Below are 15,328 nucleotides of genomic sequence, written 5' to 3' on the forward strand. Positions count from 1 at the left end.
CCCGCACCAGCGGGAGAGGTCCCGGGGCCATCGGCGTACCGTGGCCGCATGAGCGAAACCCCCTCCGACTCGGCGCGCCCCCTCGCGCTCGTCACCGGCGCGACCGGCTACATCGGCGGCCGGCTGACGCCGCGCCTCCTCGAGGCGGGCTTCCGGGTGCGCGTCCTGGTGCGCGACCCGCGCAAGCTGGTCGACGTGCCGTGGGCGGAGGAGGTCGAGGTCGCCCAGGGCGATCTCGGCGATCCGGAGTCGCTGGAGGCCGCGGTCGAGGGCGTCGACGTCCTCTACTACCTCGTCCACTCGATGGGCTCGGGCAACGACCACGCCCACTTCGAGGAGGTCGAGAGCCGCGCCGCGCAGAACGTCGCCACGGCCGCGGAGTCGGCCGGCGTCGGCCGCATCGTCTACCTCGGCGGCCTGCACCCCGAGGGCCAGGAGCTCTCGAAGCACCTCCGCTCGCGCGCGGAGGTGGGCCGGATCCTGATGGAGTCGGGAGTGCCGACGATCGCCCTGCAGGCGGGCGTGATCATCGGCTCCGGGTCGACCTCGTTCGAGATGGTGCGCCACCTCACCGACGTGCTGCCGTACATGCCCGCGCCGCAGTGGGTGCGCAACTTCATCCAGCCGATCGCCGTGCGCGACGTGCTGCACTACCTGATCGGCTCCGCGTCGCTCGAGGACGCCACGCTCAACCGCACCTTCGACATCGGCGGGCCCGACGTGCTCCGCTACGGCCAGATGATGAACGGCTACGCGGTCGAGGCCGGGCTCCCGCAGCGGCCGATCGCGTCCCTGCCGGTGTTCACCCCGTGGCTGGCCTCGCAGTGGGTCAACCTGGTCACGCCGATCCCGCGCTCGCTCGCGGTGCCCATCATCGCCTCGCTGCAGTACGACTGCGTCGTGCACGAGCAGGACATCCGCGCGCTCATCCCCGACCCCGAGGGCGGGCTGACCTCCTACCGCCGCGCCGTCCGGCTCGCGCTGGGAAAGATGCAGGCGGGCGAGATCGAGACGAGCTGGCAGAACGCGGAGGTCGTCGGCGCTCCCAGCGATCCGCTGCCGAGCGACCCGGAGTGGGCCGGCCACACGGTCTACGTGGACCTCAAGGAGCGCCGCACCCAGGCCGACCCGGCCAAGCTCTGGCGCGTCATCGAGGGCATCGGCGGCACCAACGGCTGGTACTCCTTCCCGCTCGCGTGGGTGATCCGCGGCTGGATGGACCGCCTCGTCGGGGGAGTGGGCCTGCAGCGCGGGCGCCGCGACTCCGCGCGCCTGCACGCCGGCGACGCCCTCGACTTCTGGCGCGTCGAGGAGATCGAGCGGCCGAAGCTCCTGCGCCTGCGCGCCGAGATGAAGGTGCCCGGCGGGGCCTGGCTCGAGATGCGCGCCGAGCCCTCCGGAGACGGCGGCTCGGTCTACACGCAGCGCGCGGTGTTCTTCCCGCAGGGCCTCGCGGGCAGGCTCTACTGGTTCGCGATCCTGCCCTTCCACGGCATCATCTTCAACGGCATGGCCAACCGCATCACGGCCACCGCGGCCGACCTGCCGGACTCCGGCGACGAGCGCTCCCCTGGCGGGCGCCGGGTGCAGCGGTGACAATGGAGGGGTCCGGCGGCGGCGAGGCCGCCCGGGACGCCGACGAGAGGAGCACGATGAGCGAACGGTCGAGTACGGACGCGGGGCGCGGACTCCAGCTGGGGAAGGTCCTCTTCATCGGGGACAGCATCATCCAGGCGGGAGCCTGGGGCGAGTGGCTGACGGAGTCGACGGTCGTCGACGAGGGAGTCGGAGGGGCCACCACGGCGGACGTCGTCGCGCGGCTCGCCGAGCTGGTCGCGCAGGAGCCGGATACGGTGGTGCTGCTGATCGGCACCAACGACCTCGCCTGGCACCGCACGACGGAGCACGTCGTGCGCAACATCGAGACGATCGTCGCGACGTTCCGGCGCGACCTCCCGGACGTGCGCATCCTGGTGACCTCGGTCCTGCCGCGCGGACACGAGTTCGCGCCGCAGATCCGCGAGATCAACCGCCACCTGTGGCAGTTCGCGCCCACGGCGCACGCGGGCTACCTCGACCTGTGGCCGGTGCTCGCGGGCGAGGACGGCGGACTGCTCGAGCAGTACTCGCCGGACGGCCTGCACCTCAACGAGGACGGCTACCGCGCCTGGCGCGAGGCACTGGGCCCGGCGCTCGAGGCGGTCGTGCGGATGCCTCCGCGGACCCGCCCGATCACGCTGCCCTACGACGAGTTCGCGCGGCCGAAGACGGCCTAGCGCAGCACCGTGGAGGGGGAGTCGACCGCAGGGTCGGCTCCCCTTCCGTCATTCCGCGGCCAGGGCGGCCTCGAAGGCCGCGAGGGCGTCCGCGGAGAAGAGGACGAACCGGACCTCGTCCAGTGCGCCGTCCGCGGTCGCCTCGCGGACCGTCTCCACCGCGATGCGCGCCGCGTCGTCCATCGGCCAGCCGTAGACGCCCGCCGAGACGGCCGGGAAGGCGAGCGTCCGCGCACCGAGACCGACGGCGGTGCGCACCGACTCGCGGTAGGCCGAGGCGAGGACGGCGCTGCGGTCCTCCGACCGCGAGTGGACGGGACCGACGGTGTGCACGACCCAGCGGGCGGGGAGGCGGCCGGCGGTCGTGGCGACCGCGGAGCCGGCGGGCAGGCCGTCCGGCAGCTCGGTCCCGCGGAGCCGGCGGCACTCGGCGAGGATCTCCGGTCCGCCCGCGCGGTGGATCGCGCCGTCGACGCCGCCGCCGCCGAGGAGCGACGAGTTCGCCGCGTTCACGATCGCGTCGACGTGCTCGCGGGTGAGGTCGCCGCGCACGGCTCTCAGGGTGGTCACGACTCCTCCTCCAGGCTTCGTCCGAGGGCAGCGATCGCCGCAGGTCCCACGCGGCAGCAGCCGCCGATCAGATCCGCTCCCGCCGCGCGCCAGGAGGCGACCAGCGCGGGGTCGAAGGCCGCGTCGCCTGCCCAGCGACGCTCGACGGCGTCCCACTCCTCGCCGCTGTTCGGGTACACGACGACCAGCTTGCCGGTGACGGAGCGGGCGATGCGGACCGCCTCGGCGACGTCGCCGGGCGGGCAGCAGTTCACTCCCACGCCGACCACCTCCTCGGAGGCGGCGGCGACGGCGAACGCCTCGGCCAGGGGCTCGCCGGCCGCGGTGCGGCCCGAACGGCCGCTCACGCAGATCCAGGCGGGGACCGAGGAGCCCGCGAGGGCCTCCACGACGGCCCGCACCTCCCGCACCGACGGGATGGTCTCGACGGCGAGCAGGTCGGGCCCGGCCGCGGCCAGGGCCTCCAGGCGCGGCCGGTGCCAGGCGGCGAGCTCGCCGACGGTGAGGCCGTCGTCGCCGCGGTACTCGGAGCCGTCGCCGAGGCTCGCACCGAAAGGGCCGACGGAGGCGGCGACCCAGCCGCTCTGCGCGCGCCGGGCCAGGTCGACGCTCTCCCGGAGGGCGCGCTCGGCGAGGCGCGGGGCCAGCCCCGCGGCTGCGAATCCGCTCGCGGACACCTGGTAGCTCGCGGTCACCGCGACCCGGGCGCCCGCCTCGGCGAAGGCGCGGTGCGCGGCGACGACCCGGCCGGGCTCCTCCAGCAGGACCCGGGCGCTCCAGAGCGAGGAGTCCACCGCGGCCCCCTGCTCCTCCAGCTCCGTGCCCAGGCCCCCGTCGAGCAGCAGCGGGCGCACCCGCGCCGCAGCGACGAGGCCGGCGGTCACGAGCGGTTGTTGGAGAGCTCGAAGATCTTCACGAGCTCGGCGATCGCCGCCTCGCGGGCGTCTCCGCCCTCCTCGAACATCGCGGTGATGTGCGTGCGGAGGTGGTTCTCGACGATGAGCTTGTTAAGCGAGCCGAGCGACTTCTGGATCGCGAGGGACTGCGTGACGATGTCGACGCAGTAGTCCTCGTTCTCGATCATCCGCTCGAGGCCGCGCATCTGGCCGCCCAGGATCCGGGCACGGTGCAGCGAGCGCTTCTTGAGGTCCTCGATCACTCCTCCAGCCTACGCGCCGCAGGCGGTACCCGGGCGGGGTATGCGCGCCTACGATCGAGGGGTGAGCACCCGCAAGCCGTCCCGCGCGACCGCCGCCCGCTACCCCTCGCGCGACCGCGCCCGCATGGCGCTCGCGCCCGGGATCCTCGGCGCGATCGTGCTGCTGGCCGGGCTCGCCCTCGTCGGCTCCGACGCCTACGACTTCATCCGCTACCCGGTCGCGATCCTCGCGGCGGTCATCGGCTGGTTCGCGATCCAGGCGCGCGCACTCCTCTGGCTGATCGGGCTCGTCCCGGTGCTCGTGCTGTGGAACCCGGTGCTGCCGTTCGCGTTCCCGGACGCGATCTGGTCCTCGCTGAGCCTCGCCGCGGTCGGCGTCTTCGTGGCGGCGGGTCTCGTGATCCGCGTCCCGACCCCGGAATGACGACGAGCGCGACCGTCCGCGCGGCGGAGCGCCGACCGGACCGTCCCGAGGAGTAGACTGGCGCCGCACCCGCACGCCGGGGATGCTGCGACCGGGTCCCAGACCCGTTGCTCGGAGCTCCCGACGGCCACCGGATGCACCGACGCCCGACGCCTCCCCGGAGGCGATCCGGCGGATGCACGGCGACGGCAGCGCGCGGGAACCCCTCCTCCGCCCCCCGTCACACATCGAGGAGGAGCATGGCTCGCAGCGGCCAGCGTCAGTCCGGTCAGACGCGACGAGCGTCGAACGCCGCCGGGAGCCGACCCCGATCGCGCTCGCGCGGTGTGGACAACGCGGGGATCATCCCGATCCTCGCCCGCCGCGTCCGCGAGGTGGAGGCGAAGGCCCAGACCGGCAAGGTCGGACCGACCAACCGGACGAAGTTCCTGGTGATCGCCCTCCTGATGCGCGAGGAGCGCAAGCGGGTCAAGGTCGATCCCTCGCTCAGCGACGCGCAGCGCGCCGAGGAGATGAAGCGCCTCGACGGCATCGCCACGATCCTGGCCAAGACGGCCGCCCGCGACACCAGCCTGATCGCGCTGCTCGAATCGGAGGCCGGCGTCACGGCGGCCGCGCAGAAGCTCCGCCGCGACTGGCTGCTCGAGGCGGGCGCGGAGCTCAGCCCCGACGAGCTGCTCATCGTGACCGAGCCGGAGCCCAAGCCCGAGGTGCCGGTCAACCAGGTCGTGCCGCAGTCGGTGCGCGCCCGCCAACTGGCGAACCCCTTCCTCCCGCCGGACTTCTCGATCGCCGAGGCCTCGGCTCCGGCGCCGCGCCGCAGGCTCGACGACTGGGAGCTGCTCGGGCCGCTCTTCAAGGCGTTCGAGTACGGAGCGGGCGGACGGGCCGCGAGCATGGAGCTCCCGGAGCCGCCGAAGCTCGACCGGGTCTCGCCGCGCGGCCGCGAGCTGATGCCGCACCAGGCGCGCTTCATCGAGAGCGCCCGCGAGGGGCACCGCAGCTTCCTGCTCGCCGACGAGCCGGGTCTGGGCAAGACCGCGCAGAGCCTCCTGGCCGCCTCGGTGGTCGGGGCGTACCCGCTGCTCGCGGTGGTGCCGAACGTGGTCAAGATGAACTGGGCGCGCGAGGTCGAGCACTGGACCCCGCAGCGGCGCGCCACGGTCATCCACGGAGACGGCGGCACGCTCGACGCGTTCGCCGACGTGGTCATCGTCAACTACGACATCCTCGACCGGCACATCGGCTGGCTCGGGAGCCTGGGCTTCCGCGGCATGGTCGTCGACGAGGCGCACTTCATCAAGAACCTCCGCTCGCAGCGCTCGCAGAGCGTGCTCGCGCTGGCGTCGAGGATCCGCGAGACCACTCCGGGGCACGATCCGCTGATGATCGCGCTGACCGGCACCCCGCTGATCAACGACGTCGACGACTTCCGCGCCATCTGGCGCTTCCTCGGCTGGATCGACGAGACCAAGCCGGGGCCGGAGCTGATGGGCCGCCTCGAGGAGACGGGCCTCACCCCCGCCGACACGGGCTTCTACCCGGAGGCGCGCGAGGCCGTGATCGACCTCGGCATCGTCCGGCGCAAGAAGATCGACGTCGCCGCCGACCTGCCGTCGAAGCGGATCGTCGACCTGCCCGTCGAGCTGGACGACGACCTCGGCCGCTCCATCCAGAAGGCCGAGCGCGAGCTCGGCGCCCGCATGCTGCAGCGCTTCAGGGCGGTCACCTCCTCGATCACGCACGAGCTCGACGACGACGAGCGCGAGCGGTTCATCCGCATCGTGGCGCAGAGCGAGCTCGAGGAGTCGAAGTCGGCCAAGACCGGCGAGAACGTCTTCACCATGGTGCGCCGGATCGGCCAGGCCAAGGCGGCGCTGGCCGCCGACTACGCCTCGCAGCTGGCCCGCTCGGTGGGCAAGGTCGTCTTCTTCGCGAAGCACATCGACGTGATGGACCAGGCGGAGGACACCTTCGAGAAGCGCGAGCTCACGTCCGTCTCGATCCGGGGGGACCAGACCGCGGCGTTCCGCCAGACGCAGATCGACGCCTTCAATGAGGACCCCGACGTCTCGGTCGCCGTCTGCTCGCTCACCGCGGCGGGAGTCGGCGTGAACCTGCAGGCGTCGTCCAACGTGGTGCTCGCCGAGCTGTCGTGGACCTCGGCCGAGCAGACGCAGGCGATCGACCGCGTGCACCGCATCGGCCAGGAGGAGCCGGTGACGGCGTGGCGGATCATCGCGGCGCACACGATCGACGCGAAGATCGCCGAGCTCATCGACGCCAAGGCCGGTCTCGCCGCCCGCGCGCTCGACGGCGCGGACGCCGAGACGGCCTCGGCCGACACAGTGCAGCTGGACGCCCTCATGCACGTCCTGCGCGAGGCGATCGGCTGAGTGCACCCGGCCGGGCCGGCTGAGCGCACCCGGCCGGGCCGGCTGAGAGCTCAGCCGGTCCGGGCGAGCGGTGCGGCGAAGAAGTCCCTCTCGAACGAACTCGACCGCAGGAACGCGTCCCTCATCGCGGCGCGCTCCCTCGGTGAGGCGTCGCGGGCGGCCTGCTCCGTGAACTCGATCGCCCGCTCGGTGGCCGTCGCGAAGACCGGGTCGCCGTACGTGAGCAGCCAGTCCGCGTAGGGGTGCTCGGGATGCCCGGAGGCGGCGAGGCGCGACCCGACGTCGGCGTAGAGCCAGAAGCAGGGGAGCAGGGCGGCGACGATCTCGCCGTAGCCGCCGCGCGCGGCGACCGCGAGCAGGTGGTCGGTGTAGCCGCGGGTCACGGGCGCGGGCGTCGCGTCCCTGGTCCCGAGCCGGTCGCGGTGCAGCTGCGCCTCCGCCGCGAGGGCGGACGCCGAGCCCTCGGCCCAGAAGACCTGCTCGGCGGTGGTCGGCGCGCGCTGCGCCGCCACGGCCAGGACGCGGGCGTACTCGGTGAGGTAGAGAGCGTCCTGCTCGAGGTACCACTCGAAGTCCTCCCGCCCGAGGGAGCCGTCGCCGAGGGCCCGCACGAACGGGAGCGCGTCGATCTCGTCGCGGAGGGTCCGGGTCCGCTCCCAGACGTCCGCGCAGAACGCCGGAGGACGTTGCCGGTGGAAGTGGTCGATCGGGCCGTTGCCGGTGCCGACCTCCAGGGCGTCGGCGGCGCGCAGGGCGCCGGTCAGCCACTCCTTGGCCTCCGTCAGCGCCTCGACCAGGGCGTCGGAGGAGGCATCGCGCCCGGCCAGGAGCGTCGCCATCGCGGACGAGAGCGAGCACCCGGTGCCGTGCGTGTTCGAGGTGGCGACGCGCTCGCCGGGGACCTCGCGCACGAGGCCGTCGGGGGTGACGATCGCGTCCGGGGTGGCGGGGCCGTCGAGGTGGCCGCCCTTCACGAGCACGGCGGCGTCGAGGGCGCGGGCGAGTGCCGCTCCCTGCGCGAGCGCGGCCGGCCAGTCGGAGGCGGTCGGCTCTCCGGCCAGCACGCCCAGCTCGGGGAGGTTCGGCGTCACCAGGTCGGCGCGGCGGAGCAGGTCGCGCACGGCGTACTCGGCTTCGGGAGCGAGCAGCCGGTGACCGCTGGTCGCGACCATCACCGGATCCACGACCACGACGGGCGGGCGGACCTCGTCGAGCCACTCGGCGACGACTCCGGCGTACTCGGCCGTGGCGAGCATCCCGATCTTCACCGCGTCGATCGTGACGTCGTCGCTCACCGCGTCGAGCTGCTCGCGGAGGAACGCGGCGGGCGGCAGGTGCACGGAGCGGACCCCGTGCGTGTTCTGCGCGACGAGCGCGGTGACGACCGCCATGCCGTAGCCGCCGAGCGCGCCGATCGACTTGAGGTCGGCCTGGACGCCGGCACCGCCGGTCGGATCGGTGCCGGCGATGCTGAGGACACGGGGGACGCGAGCGCCGGCGGTCATCGGTCCCACTCCGCTCGGATCAGGCGGGCGGCCGCCGCGGGGTCGGCGGCCGTGCAGAGCGCCGACACGACCGCGAGGCCGGCCGCACCGGCGAGGCGGAGTGGCCCCGCGTCCGCGGCTCCGACTCCGCCGATGGCGACGCAGGGCAGCGCCGTGGCCGCGGCGAGGGCGGCGAACCCGTCGACACCGAGGGGAGCGGGGTGGTCGGGCTTGGTCGCGGTGGGCCGGATGACGCCGACGCCGAGGTAGTCGACCGTCCCCGCGGGCAGGGCGCGGACGGCGGCGAGGTGCTCGGGGGTGTTCGCGGTGAGCCCGATCACCGCGTCGGGACCGAGCAGCGAGCGGGCGGCGGTGACGGGGAGGTCGGACTGCCCGAGGTGGACGCCGTGGACGCGGGCGCCCGCGAGGCGGGCGGCGAGGGCGACGTCGACGCGGTCGTCGACCAGCAGGGTCGTGCGCTCGTCGAGGACGGCGGCGACGGCCCGGGTCAGGGCGACGAGCTCGGCGGCGGAGGCGTCGTGATCGCGGATCTGCACGGTCGTGACTCCGCCTCGGACGGCGGCAGCGGCCACGGCGGGCACGCCGCGCGGGCCGCACTGGGCGGTGTCCGTGACGAGGTAGAGCGAGAGGTCGAGGCTCATGCGATCCGCGCCCCGGCCTCGGCGTCGGCCGGCTGGAGGGCAGCGAGGGCGTCGAGGAGGCCGACGGCGAAGGACCCGGGACCGCTGCTCGCAGCGGCGGCCCGCTCGGCGGCGAGGCCCCAGACCGCGGAGGCGCTGACGGCCGCGTCGAGCGGGCGGGCGCCCGCGCCGAGGAACGCCGCCATCACGGCGCCGAGCGCGCAGCCGCCGCCGGTCACGCGGGTCAGCAGCGGGTGGCCCCCCGTGACCCGGACGATCCGCTCGCCGTCGGTGACGAGGTCGACCGCTCCCGAGACGGCGACCACGCCTCCGGTGCGGCGGGCGAGGACGCGGGCGGAGTCGAGCGCCTGCTCGGCGGTGTCGACGGCGTCCACGCCGCGGCCGCCCGCACCGGCTCCCGCGAGGGCGAGGATCTCGGAGGCGTTGCCGCGGATGATCGCGGGCCGCGCCTCGAGCAGCTCCACCGCCAGAGCGGTGCGGACGGGCAGCGGGCCCACGGCGACCGGATCGAGCACCCACGGGGTGCCGGCGCGTCCGGCCGCGGCGACCGCCTCGCGAGCACCCTCGCGCTGCTCCGCTCCGGGCGTGCCGAGGTTGACGAGCACCGCGGAGGCGAGGCCCGCGAAGACGCCCGCCTCGCCGGGCAGGTCGCACATCGCCGGGCTGGCGCCGAGGGCCAGAAGGCTGTTGGCGGTGAAGCCGGTGACGACCGCGTTCGTGATGCACTGCACCAGGGGCCCGGCGGCGCGGAGCTCGGCGAGATCGCGACCCACGGACGCCGGGTCGGGCGCCGTGTCGGCGGGGAGGGTCGGGTGGACAGGCGTGCGAATGCTCATTCGCGACATCCCTTCGCTAGTACGAACTAGATCAGGTTCAACGGGTCTTCTCTCAGCCCTGGCGGGCACCCCGTGTCACTGCGCACGACCCTAGCAGCGGGCGCGGGCGCGCTCGCTGCTGCAGTGCGAGAGGAGGGAGCGGGCCGTCGTCGCCCCTTCGCCCGGGAGCGGCCGCTCAGCCGGTGAGGATCGTCGAGTCGCCGCGCGGCCCCACCGCGACGCGGAGGCCGATCGGCAGCCGCTCGCGCATCGCGTCGACGTGGCTGATCAGGCCGATCGTCCGACCGCCCGACCGCAGCTCGTCGAGCGTGCTGAGCGCCGTCTCGAGCGTCTCGGCGTCGAGCGAGCCGAAGCCCTCGTCGATGAACATGGTCTCGAGCGAAATGCCGCCGGACTGCGCCGTCACCACGTCGGCGAGGCCGAGGGCGAGGGCGAGCGAGGCGAGGAACGTCTCGCCGCCGGAGAGCGAGGCGGGCTGCCGGCGGACGCCGGTGAAGGCGTCGAGCACGTCGATCCCGAGGCCGGAGGCGGCACCGCGGTAGGCGAGCGAGTCGTCGTGGGCGAGGGCGTAGCGGCCGCTGGTCATCGCGTCGAGGCGGAGGTTCGCCGCGGTCACGATCTCCTCCAGGCGTCCGGCGAGGGCGAAGGCCTCGAGGTCCATCCGGCGCGTGTTCTGCCCCCGGCCGGAGACGGTCTCGGCCAGCGCGCGCAGCTCCTCGTGGCGGTGGAGACGCTCACCCAGCACGGCGAGGCGGCCCGCGGCCGTCGCGGCGAGCTCGGCCAGGCGCTCCGAGCGGTGCTCGAGCACGGAGAGGCCGGCTCGCGCCTCGTCGCGACGGGCGGAGGCCTCGCGCGAGCGCTCCTCGGCGGCGGCGAGGTCGACGGCCGTGCCCGGCAGTCCGCGGAGCTCCGGGTCGGCGAGCACCGCCTCCGTCGCGCTCCGCCGTCGCTCGTGCTCGGCGACGACGGCCTCGGCCCGTGCCCGGTCCCCGCTGGCCAGCGCGGCCGACTCGGCCTCCTCGGCGGTCGTGAAGCCGCGCTCGGCGAGGACCTCGGCGAGCTCCTCCCGGGCGGCGGCGGCGGCCTCGGACCGCGAGACGGCCGCCTCCTCGGCCTCGACCAGGGCGACGGCACGGCGGCGCTGGGCACTCAGCTGCTCGACCCGCGAGGCGACGCTCGTCGCGCCGTCGCGGAAGGCCTCGACGCGCTCCCGCAGCAGCCGCAGCGCTTCAGCGGCGAGGGCGGACTCGTCGGCGCGGGCGCGGTGCTCCTCGCGAGCGGCGTCCCGTCCGGTCGTGAGAGCGTCGATCCGGGTGCGCAGCCGGGTGCGCTCGCGCCGCAGCTCCTCCATGCGGGCGGCGGCGCGGCGCGCCGAGGCGAGCCGCTCCTCGTGCGCCGGGCGGAGCGACTCCGGATCCGCGTCCTCGCCCACACGCTCCTCGAGCGCCGCGAGAGCCCGAGCCGCGGCTCCCTCGCGCTCGCGGGCGCCGTCGAGGGCGGCGGCGGCGCGCTCCACCGCGACGCGGGCCCGGTCGAGGTCGTCGGTGCCGACCGTCGTCGGGCCGTCGTGCTCGGCCGGGCGGGGGTGCTCGCACGAGCCGCAGACGGGGCAGGGCTCGCCCGGCTCCAGCCGCTCGGCGAGCTCCCCGGCGAACCCGGCGAACCGGCGCGCGATCAGGGCGGCCTGCTCCGCGGCGCGCTCGCCGTGGACGCGCGCCGCGTCGGCGTAGGCCGTGCCGAGCCGCTGCAGACCCGCCGCAGTGAGATCGCGCTCGAGGGCCGCGGCGATCCTCCGCTCGAGCGCGGCGAGCTCGTCGACGCGCGTGGGGACAGCGGCGGCCTCCCCGGCCAGGGACTCCTCCTCGGCGGCGAGCGCGTCGACGCGGGCGGGCAGCTCGCGCAGCTCCGCCTCGATCCCCGCGAGCGCGGTCGCCGCCGCCTGCTCGGCGCGTGCGGACCGCTCGGTGACGCGCTCCGCGTCGGGGAGCCGGCGCTCCTCTGCCAGCGCCTCGGCGAGGGCGCCGAGGACAGCGGCGAGCCGTTCGGCCGTCTCGGCGGCCGGGCCCCCGGACGCGTCCCCGTAGGCGTCGGCGGCGAGGTCGCGCTGCTGCCGGGCGGCCCGCTCCTTCTCGGCGGCTGCCCGGGCGGAGCGGAGCAGCGGCAGCACGCCGTCGGCCCGGCGCGCGCGCTCGATCGCGGCCCGCTGCTGCTCGACGTGCGCCTCGGCGACCACGAGCTCCTCCGCCTCGATGAGGGCGCGCCGGCGCCGCTCCTGGCCCCGGGCGATGCGCCGTGCCTCGTCGAGAGCGGTGCCCGCGGCCTCGTGCGCCGCGTCGGCCGCGGCGGAGCCGGCCCGGGCCGCCTCGAGCGGAGCGGCGAGCCGCGCCGACAGCCCGGCGAACCAGGCGGCGTCCGGCAGAGGCGGCTCGGCTCCGTCATCGAGGAGCCGGACGGCCTCGTCCGCGAGCGCCGTCACGGCCGCGCGCTCCTCCTCGAGCCCGACGGCGCTCGCGTCGCGCTGCTCGAGCAGGCGGCGGCGGAGCAGATCGAAGCGCTCGGTCGCGAAGAGCGTGCGCAGGAGCCGCTGCCGGTCGTCGTTCTTCGCGAGCAGGAACTCGTGGAAGCGGTTCTGCGCCAGCAGGATCACCTGGAGGAACTGGTCCTTCGTCAGGCCGACGATCCGGCCGATGTCGGCGCCCACCTCCTTCGCGCTCGACGAGACCCCTACCCAGGCGCCGTCGACCTGCTCCAGCAGCTCGACCTTCGCCGGCTGGGTCGTGGTGCCGGTGCCGCGCCGCTTCGGCCGCTCGTACTCGGGCGAGCGCCGGACGCGGTAGACGCGCCCCGCCGCCTCGAACTCGAGCTCGGCGAAGGTCTCGTCCTCGGGGCCGCTGTGGTCGCTCCGGAGGCGCGAGGCGGTGCCGTCGAAGCGGGGGACCGAGCCGTAGAGTGCGAACGCGATCGCGTCGAGGATCGTCGACTTGCCCGCTCCGGTGCGCCCGGCGATGAGGTACACGCCCACGTCCTCGAGCCGGTCGAAGTCGACGCACTGCTCGGCGCGGAACGGTCCGAATCCGGCGAAGGCGAGTCGGCGGATCCTCACCGCAGAGCCTCGGCCTCGATGGCCGCGAGCGCGTCGAGGGTGAGGGCGCGCTCGGTCTCCGTGGCGCCGTGACCGCCGCGGACGTGGGCGAGGAAGTCGTCGACGACCTCCACGTCGCTCCGCCCGCGGATCCGCTCGGCGTACGCGCGCGGCTCGGCCGCGGCGTGCGGGGGCCGGTGCTCGAGCGTGGCGCAGCCGGGGAAGCGCGACTGCAGGCGCGCCATCGCGTCGAGCGGGCGCACGGGATCGGTGAGCACCGCCGAGACCCAGTCGCCCTCCACCTCGGCCAGGGAGGGATCGCGCAGCAGCTGCTGGAGCTCGCCCTCGATCACGCTGAGCCTCCTCGGCACGGGGAGCGGCGACCACTCGACGCCCTCGAGCCCCTCGGGCCCGATCGTCACCAGCCAGGCGCCGCGCGGCTTCGACGCCTCGCCGAACGAGTAGTGCAGCGGCGCTCCGGAGTAGCGCACTCCCGGCAGCAGCTCGGCGCGTCCGTGGATGTGCCCGAGCGCCGCGTAGTCGGCCGCGGCGAAGTGCTCGACCGAGACGTAGTCGAGCCCGCCCGCCGTGATGTCGCGCTCGAGGACCGCGGCCGGGGCTCCGACCGCGAAGCAGTGCGCGAGCACGACCCAGGGACGGCCCGCCGCCTCGGCGGCGGCGCGCACCCGCGCCATCGCGAAGGCGAGCACGTCCTCGTGGCGGCGCAGCTGCTCCTCCGGGTGCCGGTGGCGGTAGAGGGCGGGCTCGAGGAAGGGGATGCCGTGGACGCCGACCTCGAGGCCGGACGCGTCGCGCAGCACGACCGGCTCGGCGTACGCCTCGGGGTCGGTGAGGACGTGGACGCCCGCTCCGCGCAGGAGCCCGGCCTGGAAGCCGAGCCGGGCGGGGGAGTCGTGGTTGCCGCTGGTGAGGACGACCTCGGCGCCGGCCGCGCGGATCGCCTCGAGCGTGCGGGTGAGGAGGGTGTAGTGCTCTGCGGCGGGCACGGCGGAGTCGAAGACGTCGCCGGCGATCAGCACCGCGTCCACGCGCTCGGCCAGAACCGTCTCGACCAGGGCCTCGAGCACGGTCGCGAGCGCCGCCGTCGTGGAGTGCCCGTGGAAGGTGCGGCCGATGTGCCAGTCCGAGGTGTGCAGCAGCTTCACGGTCGTCCTTCCTCTGCGTCGTCCGGGGGAGCGACTCCAGGCTAGTGAGGCCCTCCGACACCGGCGGCGCAACGGACACCTCCCGTTCACCGGGAGGTGCACAATAGGGCGTCGGTCGAGCAGAGGAGATGGTCGTGAAGCTGCCCCGCGTCCCCGCGACGATCCTGGGTCTGGGCTCGCGCACCCGCGCCGCCGCCGAGGACACCGCTCCCATCCAGCGTCTGCGCCCGGACGACGAGCCGGCCCGCACCAGCACGGTCGACAACGCGATCTACCAGGACGGCCGCCGGGTCGTCTCTCCCGGCAGCATCCCGGAGGCGCTCGCCGCCCTGCAGAAGCTGCCCGACGCGATGGCGTGGATCGGGCTGTACCGGCCGAACGCGGCCGAGCTCGCCGCGCTCGAGGACGAGTTCTCGATGCACCCGCTCGCCCTCGAGGACGCGATCAGCGCGCACCAGAGGCCCAAGCTCGAGCGGTACGGCAGCGACATGTTCGTGGTGCTGCGCGCCGCCAGCTACTCCGACCAGCGCGAGGAGGTCGATTTCGGCGAGCTCCACCTGTTCGTGGGGTCGAACTTCGTCGTCACGGTCCGCCACTCCGAGAAGCCCGACCTCTCGCTGGTGCGGCGGCGGATGGAGGCCGATCCGGAGCTGCTGCGCGTCGGCCCGGTCGCCGTGCTGTACGCGATCCTCGACGCCGTCGTGGACCAGTACTCGCCCGTCGTCGCCGGTCTCGAGAACGACATCGACGAGATCGAGGCGCAGGTCTTCGAGGGCGACCCGGCGGTGTCCCGCCGCATCTACGAGCTCAGCCAGGAGGTGCTGGACTTCCAGCGTGCGGTCGCTCCGCTGACCGGCATGCTCGGGCGGCTCGTCACCGACTTCGAGGTGTTCCAGTCGGATGTGGAGCTGCGCCGCTACATCCGCGACGTCGCCGACCACGTCGCGCTCGTCACCGAGCGGGTCGACGGCTTCCGCACCACGCTGCGGGAGATCCTGGCGGTGAACGCGACCCTCGTCGCCCAGCGCCAGAACGAGGACATGAAGAAGCTCGCGGAGGTGGGCAACCAGCAGAACGACGAGGTCAAGCGGATCTCCGCCTGGGCGGCCATCTTCTTCGCGCCGACCATGATCTCGAGCATCTACGGCATGAACTTCGACGTGATGCCCGAGCTGCACGTGGCGTGGGGGTACCCGGCGGCGCTCGCGGCGATGCTCGCCTCGAGCGTGGTGCTGCACCGGCTCTTCAAGCGGTGGGGCTGGCTCTGAGCCCG

13 protein-coding genes and 1 riboswitch are annotated in these 15,328 nt (G+C 74.5%); of the genes, 5 read left to right on the forward strand and 8 right to left on the reverse strand.

What is annotated here, in order from left to right:
• The first annotated feature begins 48 nt into the window (after positions 1–48).
• Both C5B95_RS01240 and C5B95_RS01245 read left to right on the forward strand, forming a co-directional pair.
• On the forward strand, positions 49–1,596 hold the full coding sequence (locus C5B95_RS01240; protein ID WP_104348299.1) for an SDR family oxidoreductase: 1,548 nt from the start codon (positions 49–51) through the stop codon (positions 1,594–1,596).
• A gap of 56 nt (positions 1,597–1,652) precedes the next feature.
• A complete protein-coding gene (locus C5B95_RS01245; RefSeq protein ID WP_104225671.1) occupies positions 1,653–2,276 on the forward strand; it encodes a GDSL-type esterase/lipase family protein in 624 nt (207 codons plus the stop codon).
• A gap of 48 nt (positions 2,277–2,324) precedes the next feature.
• On the opposite strand, the gene C5B95_RS01250 is transcribed toward C5B95_RS01245, so the two are convergent.
• From C5B95_RS01250 to C5B95_RS01260, 3 genes are read right to left on the reverse strand one after another with little or no spacing between them, the layout of a single operon-like run.
• A complete protein-coding gene (locus C5B95_RS01250; protein ID WP_104225600.1) occupies positions 2,325–2,846 on the reverse strand; it encodes an O-acetyl-ADP-ribose deacetylase in 522 nt (173 codons plus the stop codon).
• Positions 2,843–3,730: a homocysteine S-methyltransferase gene (mmuM, locus tag C5B95_RS01255; RefSeq protein ID WP_104348300.1), complete on the reverse strand. Its 888-nt coding sequence runs from the start codon at positions 3,728–3,730 to the stop codon at positions 2,843–2,845. Before mmuM ends, C5B95_RS01250 begins: the two co-directional genes overlap by 4 nt.
• A complete protein-coding gene (locus C5B95_RS01260) occupies positions 3,727–4,005 on the reverse strand; it encodes a metal-sensitive transcriptional regulator (RefSeq protein ID WP_104223062.1) in 279 nt (92 codons plus the stop codon). Before C5B95_RS01260 ends, mmuM begins: the two co-directional genes overlap by 4 nt.
• A 61-nt stretch (positions 4,006–4,066) precedes the next feature.
• Here C5B95_RS01260 and C5B95_RS01265 point away from each other — a divergent pair, with 61 nt between their 5' ends.
• Together C5B95_RS01265 and C5B95_RS01270 are read left to right on the forward strand one after the other, a co-directional pair.
• Positions 4,067–4,429 carry a DUF6804 family protein gene (locus C5B95_RS01265; RefSeq protein WP_244229446.1) on the forward strand — a complete coding sequence of 121 codons (363 nt, stop codon included), beginning with the start codon at positions 4,067–4,069 and terminating at the stop codon, positions 4,427–4,429.
• 239 nt (positions 4,430–4,668) lie between these two features.
• Positions 4,669–6,825, forward strand: coding sequence for a DEAD/DEAH box helicase (locus C5B95_RS01270; RefSeq protein ID WP_104225603.1), 2,157 nt, complete (start codon positions 4,669–4,671; stop codon positions 6,823–6,825).
• 50 nt (positions 6,826–6,875) lie between these two features.
• Here the strand turns inward: C5B95_RS01270 and thiD are convergent, their stop codons facing one another.
• The 5 genes from thiD to C5B95_RS01295 all read right to left on the reverse strand — a co-directional run bounded on the left by thiD (position 6,876) and on the right by C5B95_RS01295 (position 14,055).
• On the reverse strand, positions 6,876–8,330 hold the full coding sequence (gene thiD, locus C5B95_RS01275; RefSeq protein WP_104291504.1) for a bifunctional hydroxymethylpyrimidine kinase/phosphomethylpyrimidine kinase: 1,455 nt from the start codon (positions 8,328–8,330) through the stop codon (positions 6,876–6,878).
• Complete coding sequence (gene thiE, locus C5B95_RS01280; protein WP_104291503.1) at positions 8,327–8,971, reverse strand: thiamine phosphate synthase; 645 nt, start codon at positions 8,969–8,971, stop codon at positions 8,327–8,329. The genes thiD and thiE overlap by 4 nt, the downstream gene beginning before the upstream one ends.
• On the reverse strand, positions 8,968–9,807 hold the full coding sequence (thiM, locus tag C5B95_RS01285) for a hydroxyethylthiazole kinase (RefSeq protein WP_104246561.1): 840 nt from the start codon (positions 9,805–9,807) through the stop codon (positions 8,968–8,970). The genes thiE and thiM overlap by 4 nt, the downstream gene beginning before the upstream one ends.
• Positions 9,799–9,890: riboswitch (TPP riboswitch) on the reverse strand. Its footprint overlaps the gene before it by 9 nt.
• 92 nt (positions 9,891–9,982) lie before the next feature.
• Positions 9,983–12,910, reverse strand: a complete 2,928-nt coding sequence (locus C5B95_RS01290; protein ID WP_104348301.1) for an AAA family ATPase — start codon at positions 12,908–12,910, stop codon at positions 9,983–9,985.
• Positions 12,907–14,055 carry an exonuclease SbcCD subunit D gene (locus tag C5B95_RS01295; protein ID WP_104348302.1) on the reverse strand — a complete coding sequence of 383 codons (1,149 nt, stop codon included), beginning with the start codon at positions 14,053–14,055 and terminating at the stop codon, positions 12,907–12,909. The genes C5B95_RS01290 and C5B95_RS01295 overlap by 4 nt, the downstream gene beginning before the upstream one ends.
• Positions 14,056–14,183: 128 nt before the next feature.
• On the opposite strand from C5B95_RS01295, the gene C5B95_RS01300 reads away from it, so the two are divergent.
• A complete protein-coding gene (locus C5B95_RS01300; protein ID WP_104223070.1) occupies positions 14,184–15,323 on the forward strand; it encodes a magnesium and cobalt transport protein CorA in 1,140 nt (379 codons plus the stop codon).
• The last annotated feature ends 5 nt before the right edge of the window (positions 15,324–15,328 follow it).

Source organism: Rathayibacter sp. AY1A7, from assembly GCF_002930845.1.
Classification (GTDB): Bacteria; Actinomycetota; Actinomycetes; order Actinomycetales; family Microbacteriaceae; genus Rathayibacter.

Coding starts and splice junctions, on each gene's coding strand:
- C5B95_RS01240 (WP_104348299.1), top strand. CDS start 49: ATGAGCGAAACCCCCTCCGACTCGGCGCGCCCCCTCGCGCTCGTCACC.
- C5B95_RS01245 (WP_104225671.1), top strand. CDS start 1,653: ATGAGCGAACGGTCGAGTACGGACGCGGGGCGCGGACTCCAGCTGGGG.
- C5B95_RS01270 (WP_104225603.1), top strand. CDS start 4,669: ATGGCTCGCAGCGGCCAGCGTCAGTCCGGTCAGACGCGACGAGCGTCG.
- thiD (WP_104291504.1), bottom strand. CDS start 8,330: ATGACCGCCGGCGCTCGCGTCCCCCGTGTCCTCAGCATCGCCGGCACC.
- thiE (WP_104291503.1), bottom strand. CDS start 8,971: ATGAGCCTCGACCTCTCGCTCTACCTCGTCACGGACACCGCCCAGTGC.
- thiM (WP_104246561.1), bottom strand. CDS start 9,807: ATGAGCATTCGCACGCCTGTCCACCCGACCCTCCCCGCCGACACGGCG.
- C5B95_RS01300 (WP_104223070.1), top strand. CDS start 14,184: ATGGTCGTGAAGCTGCCCCGCGTCCCCGCGACGATCCTGGGTCTGGGC.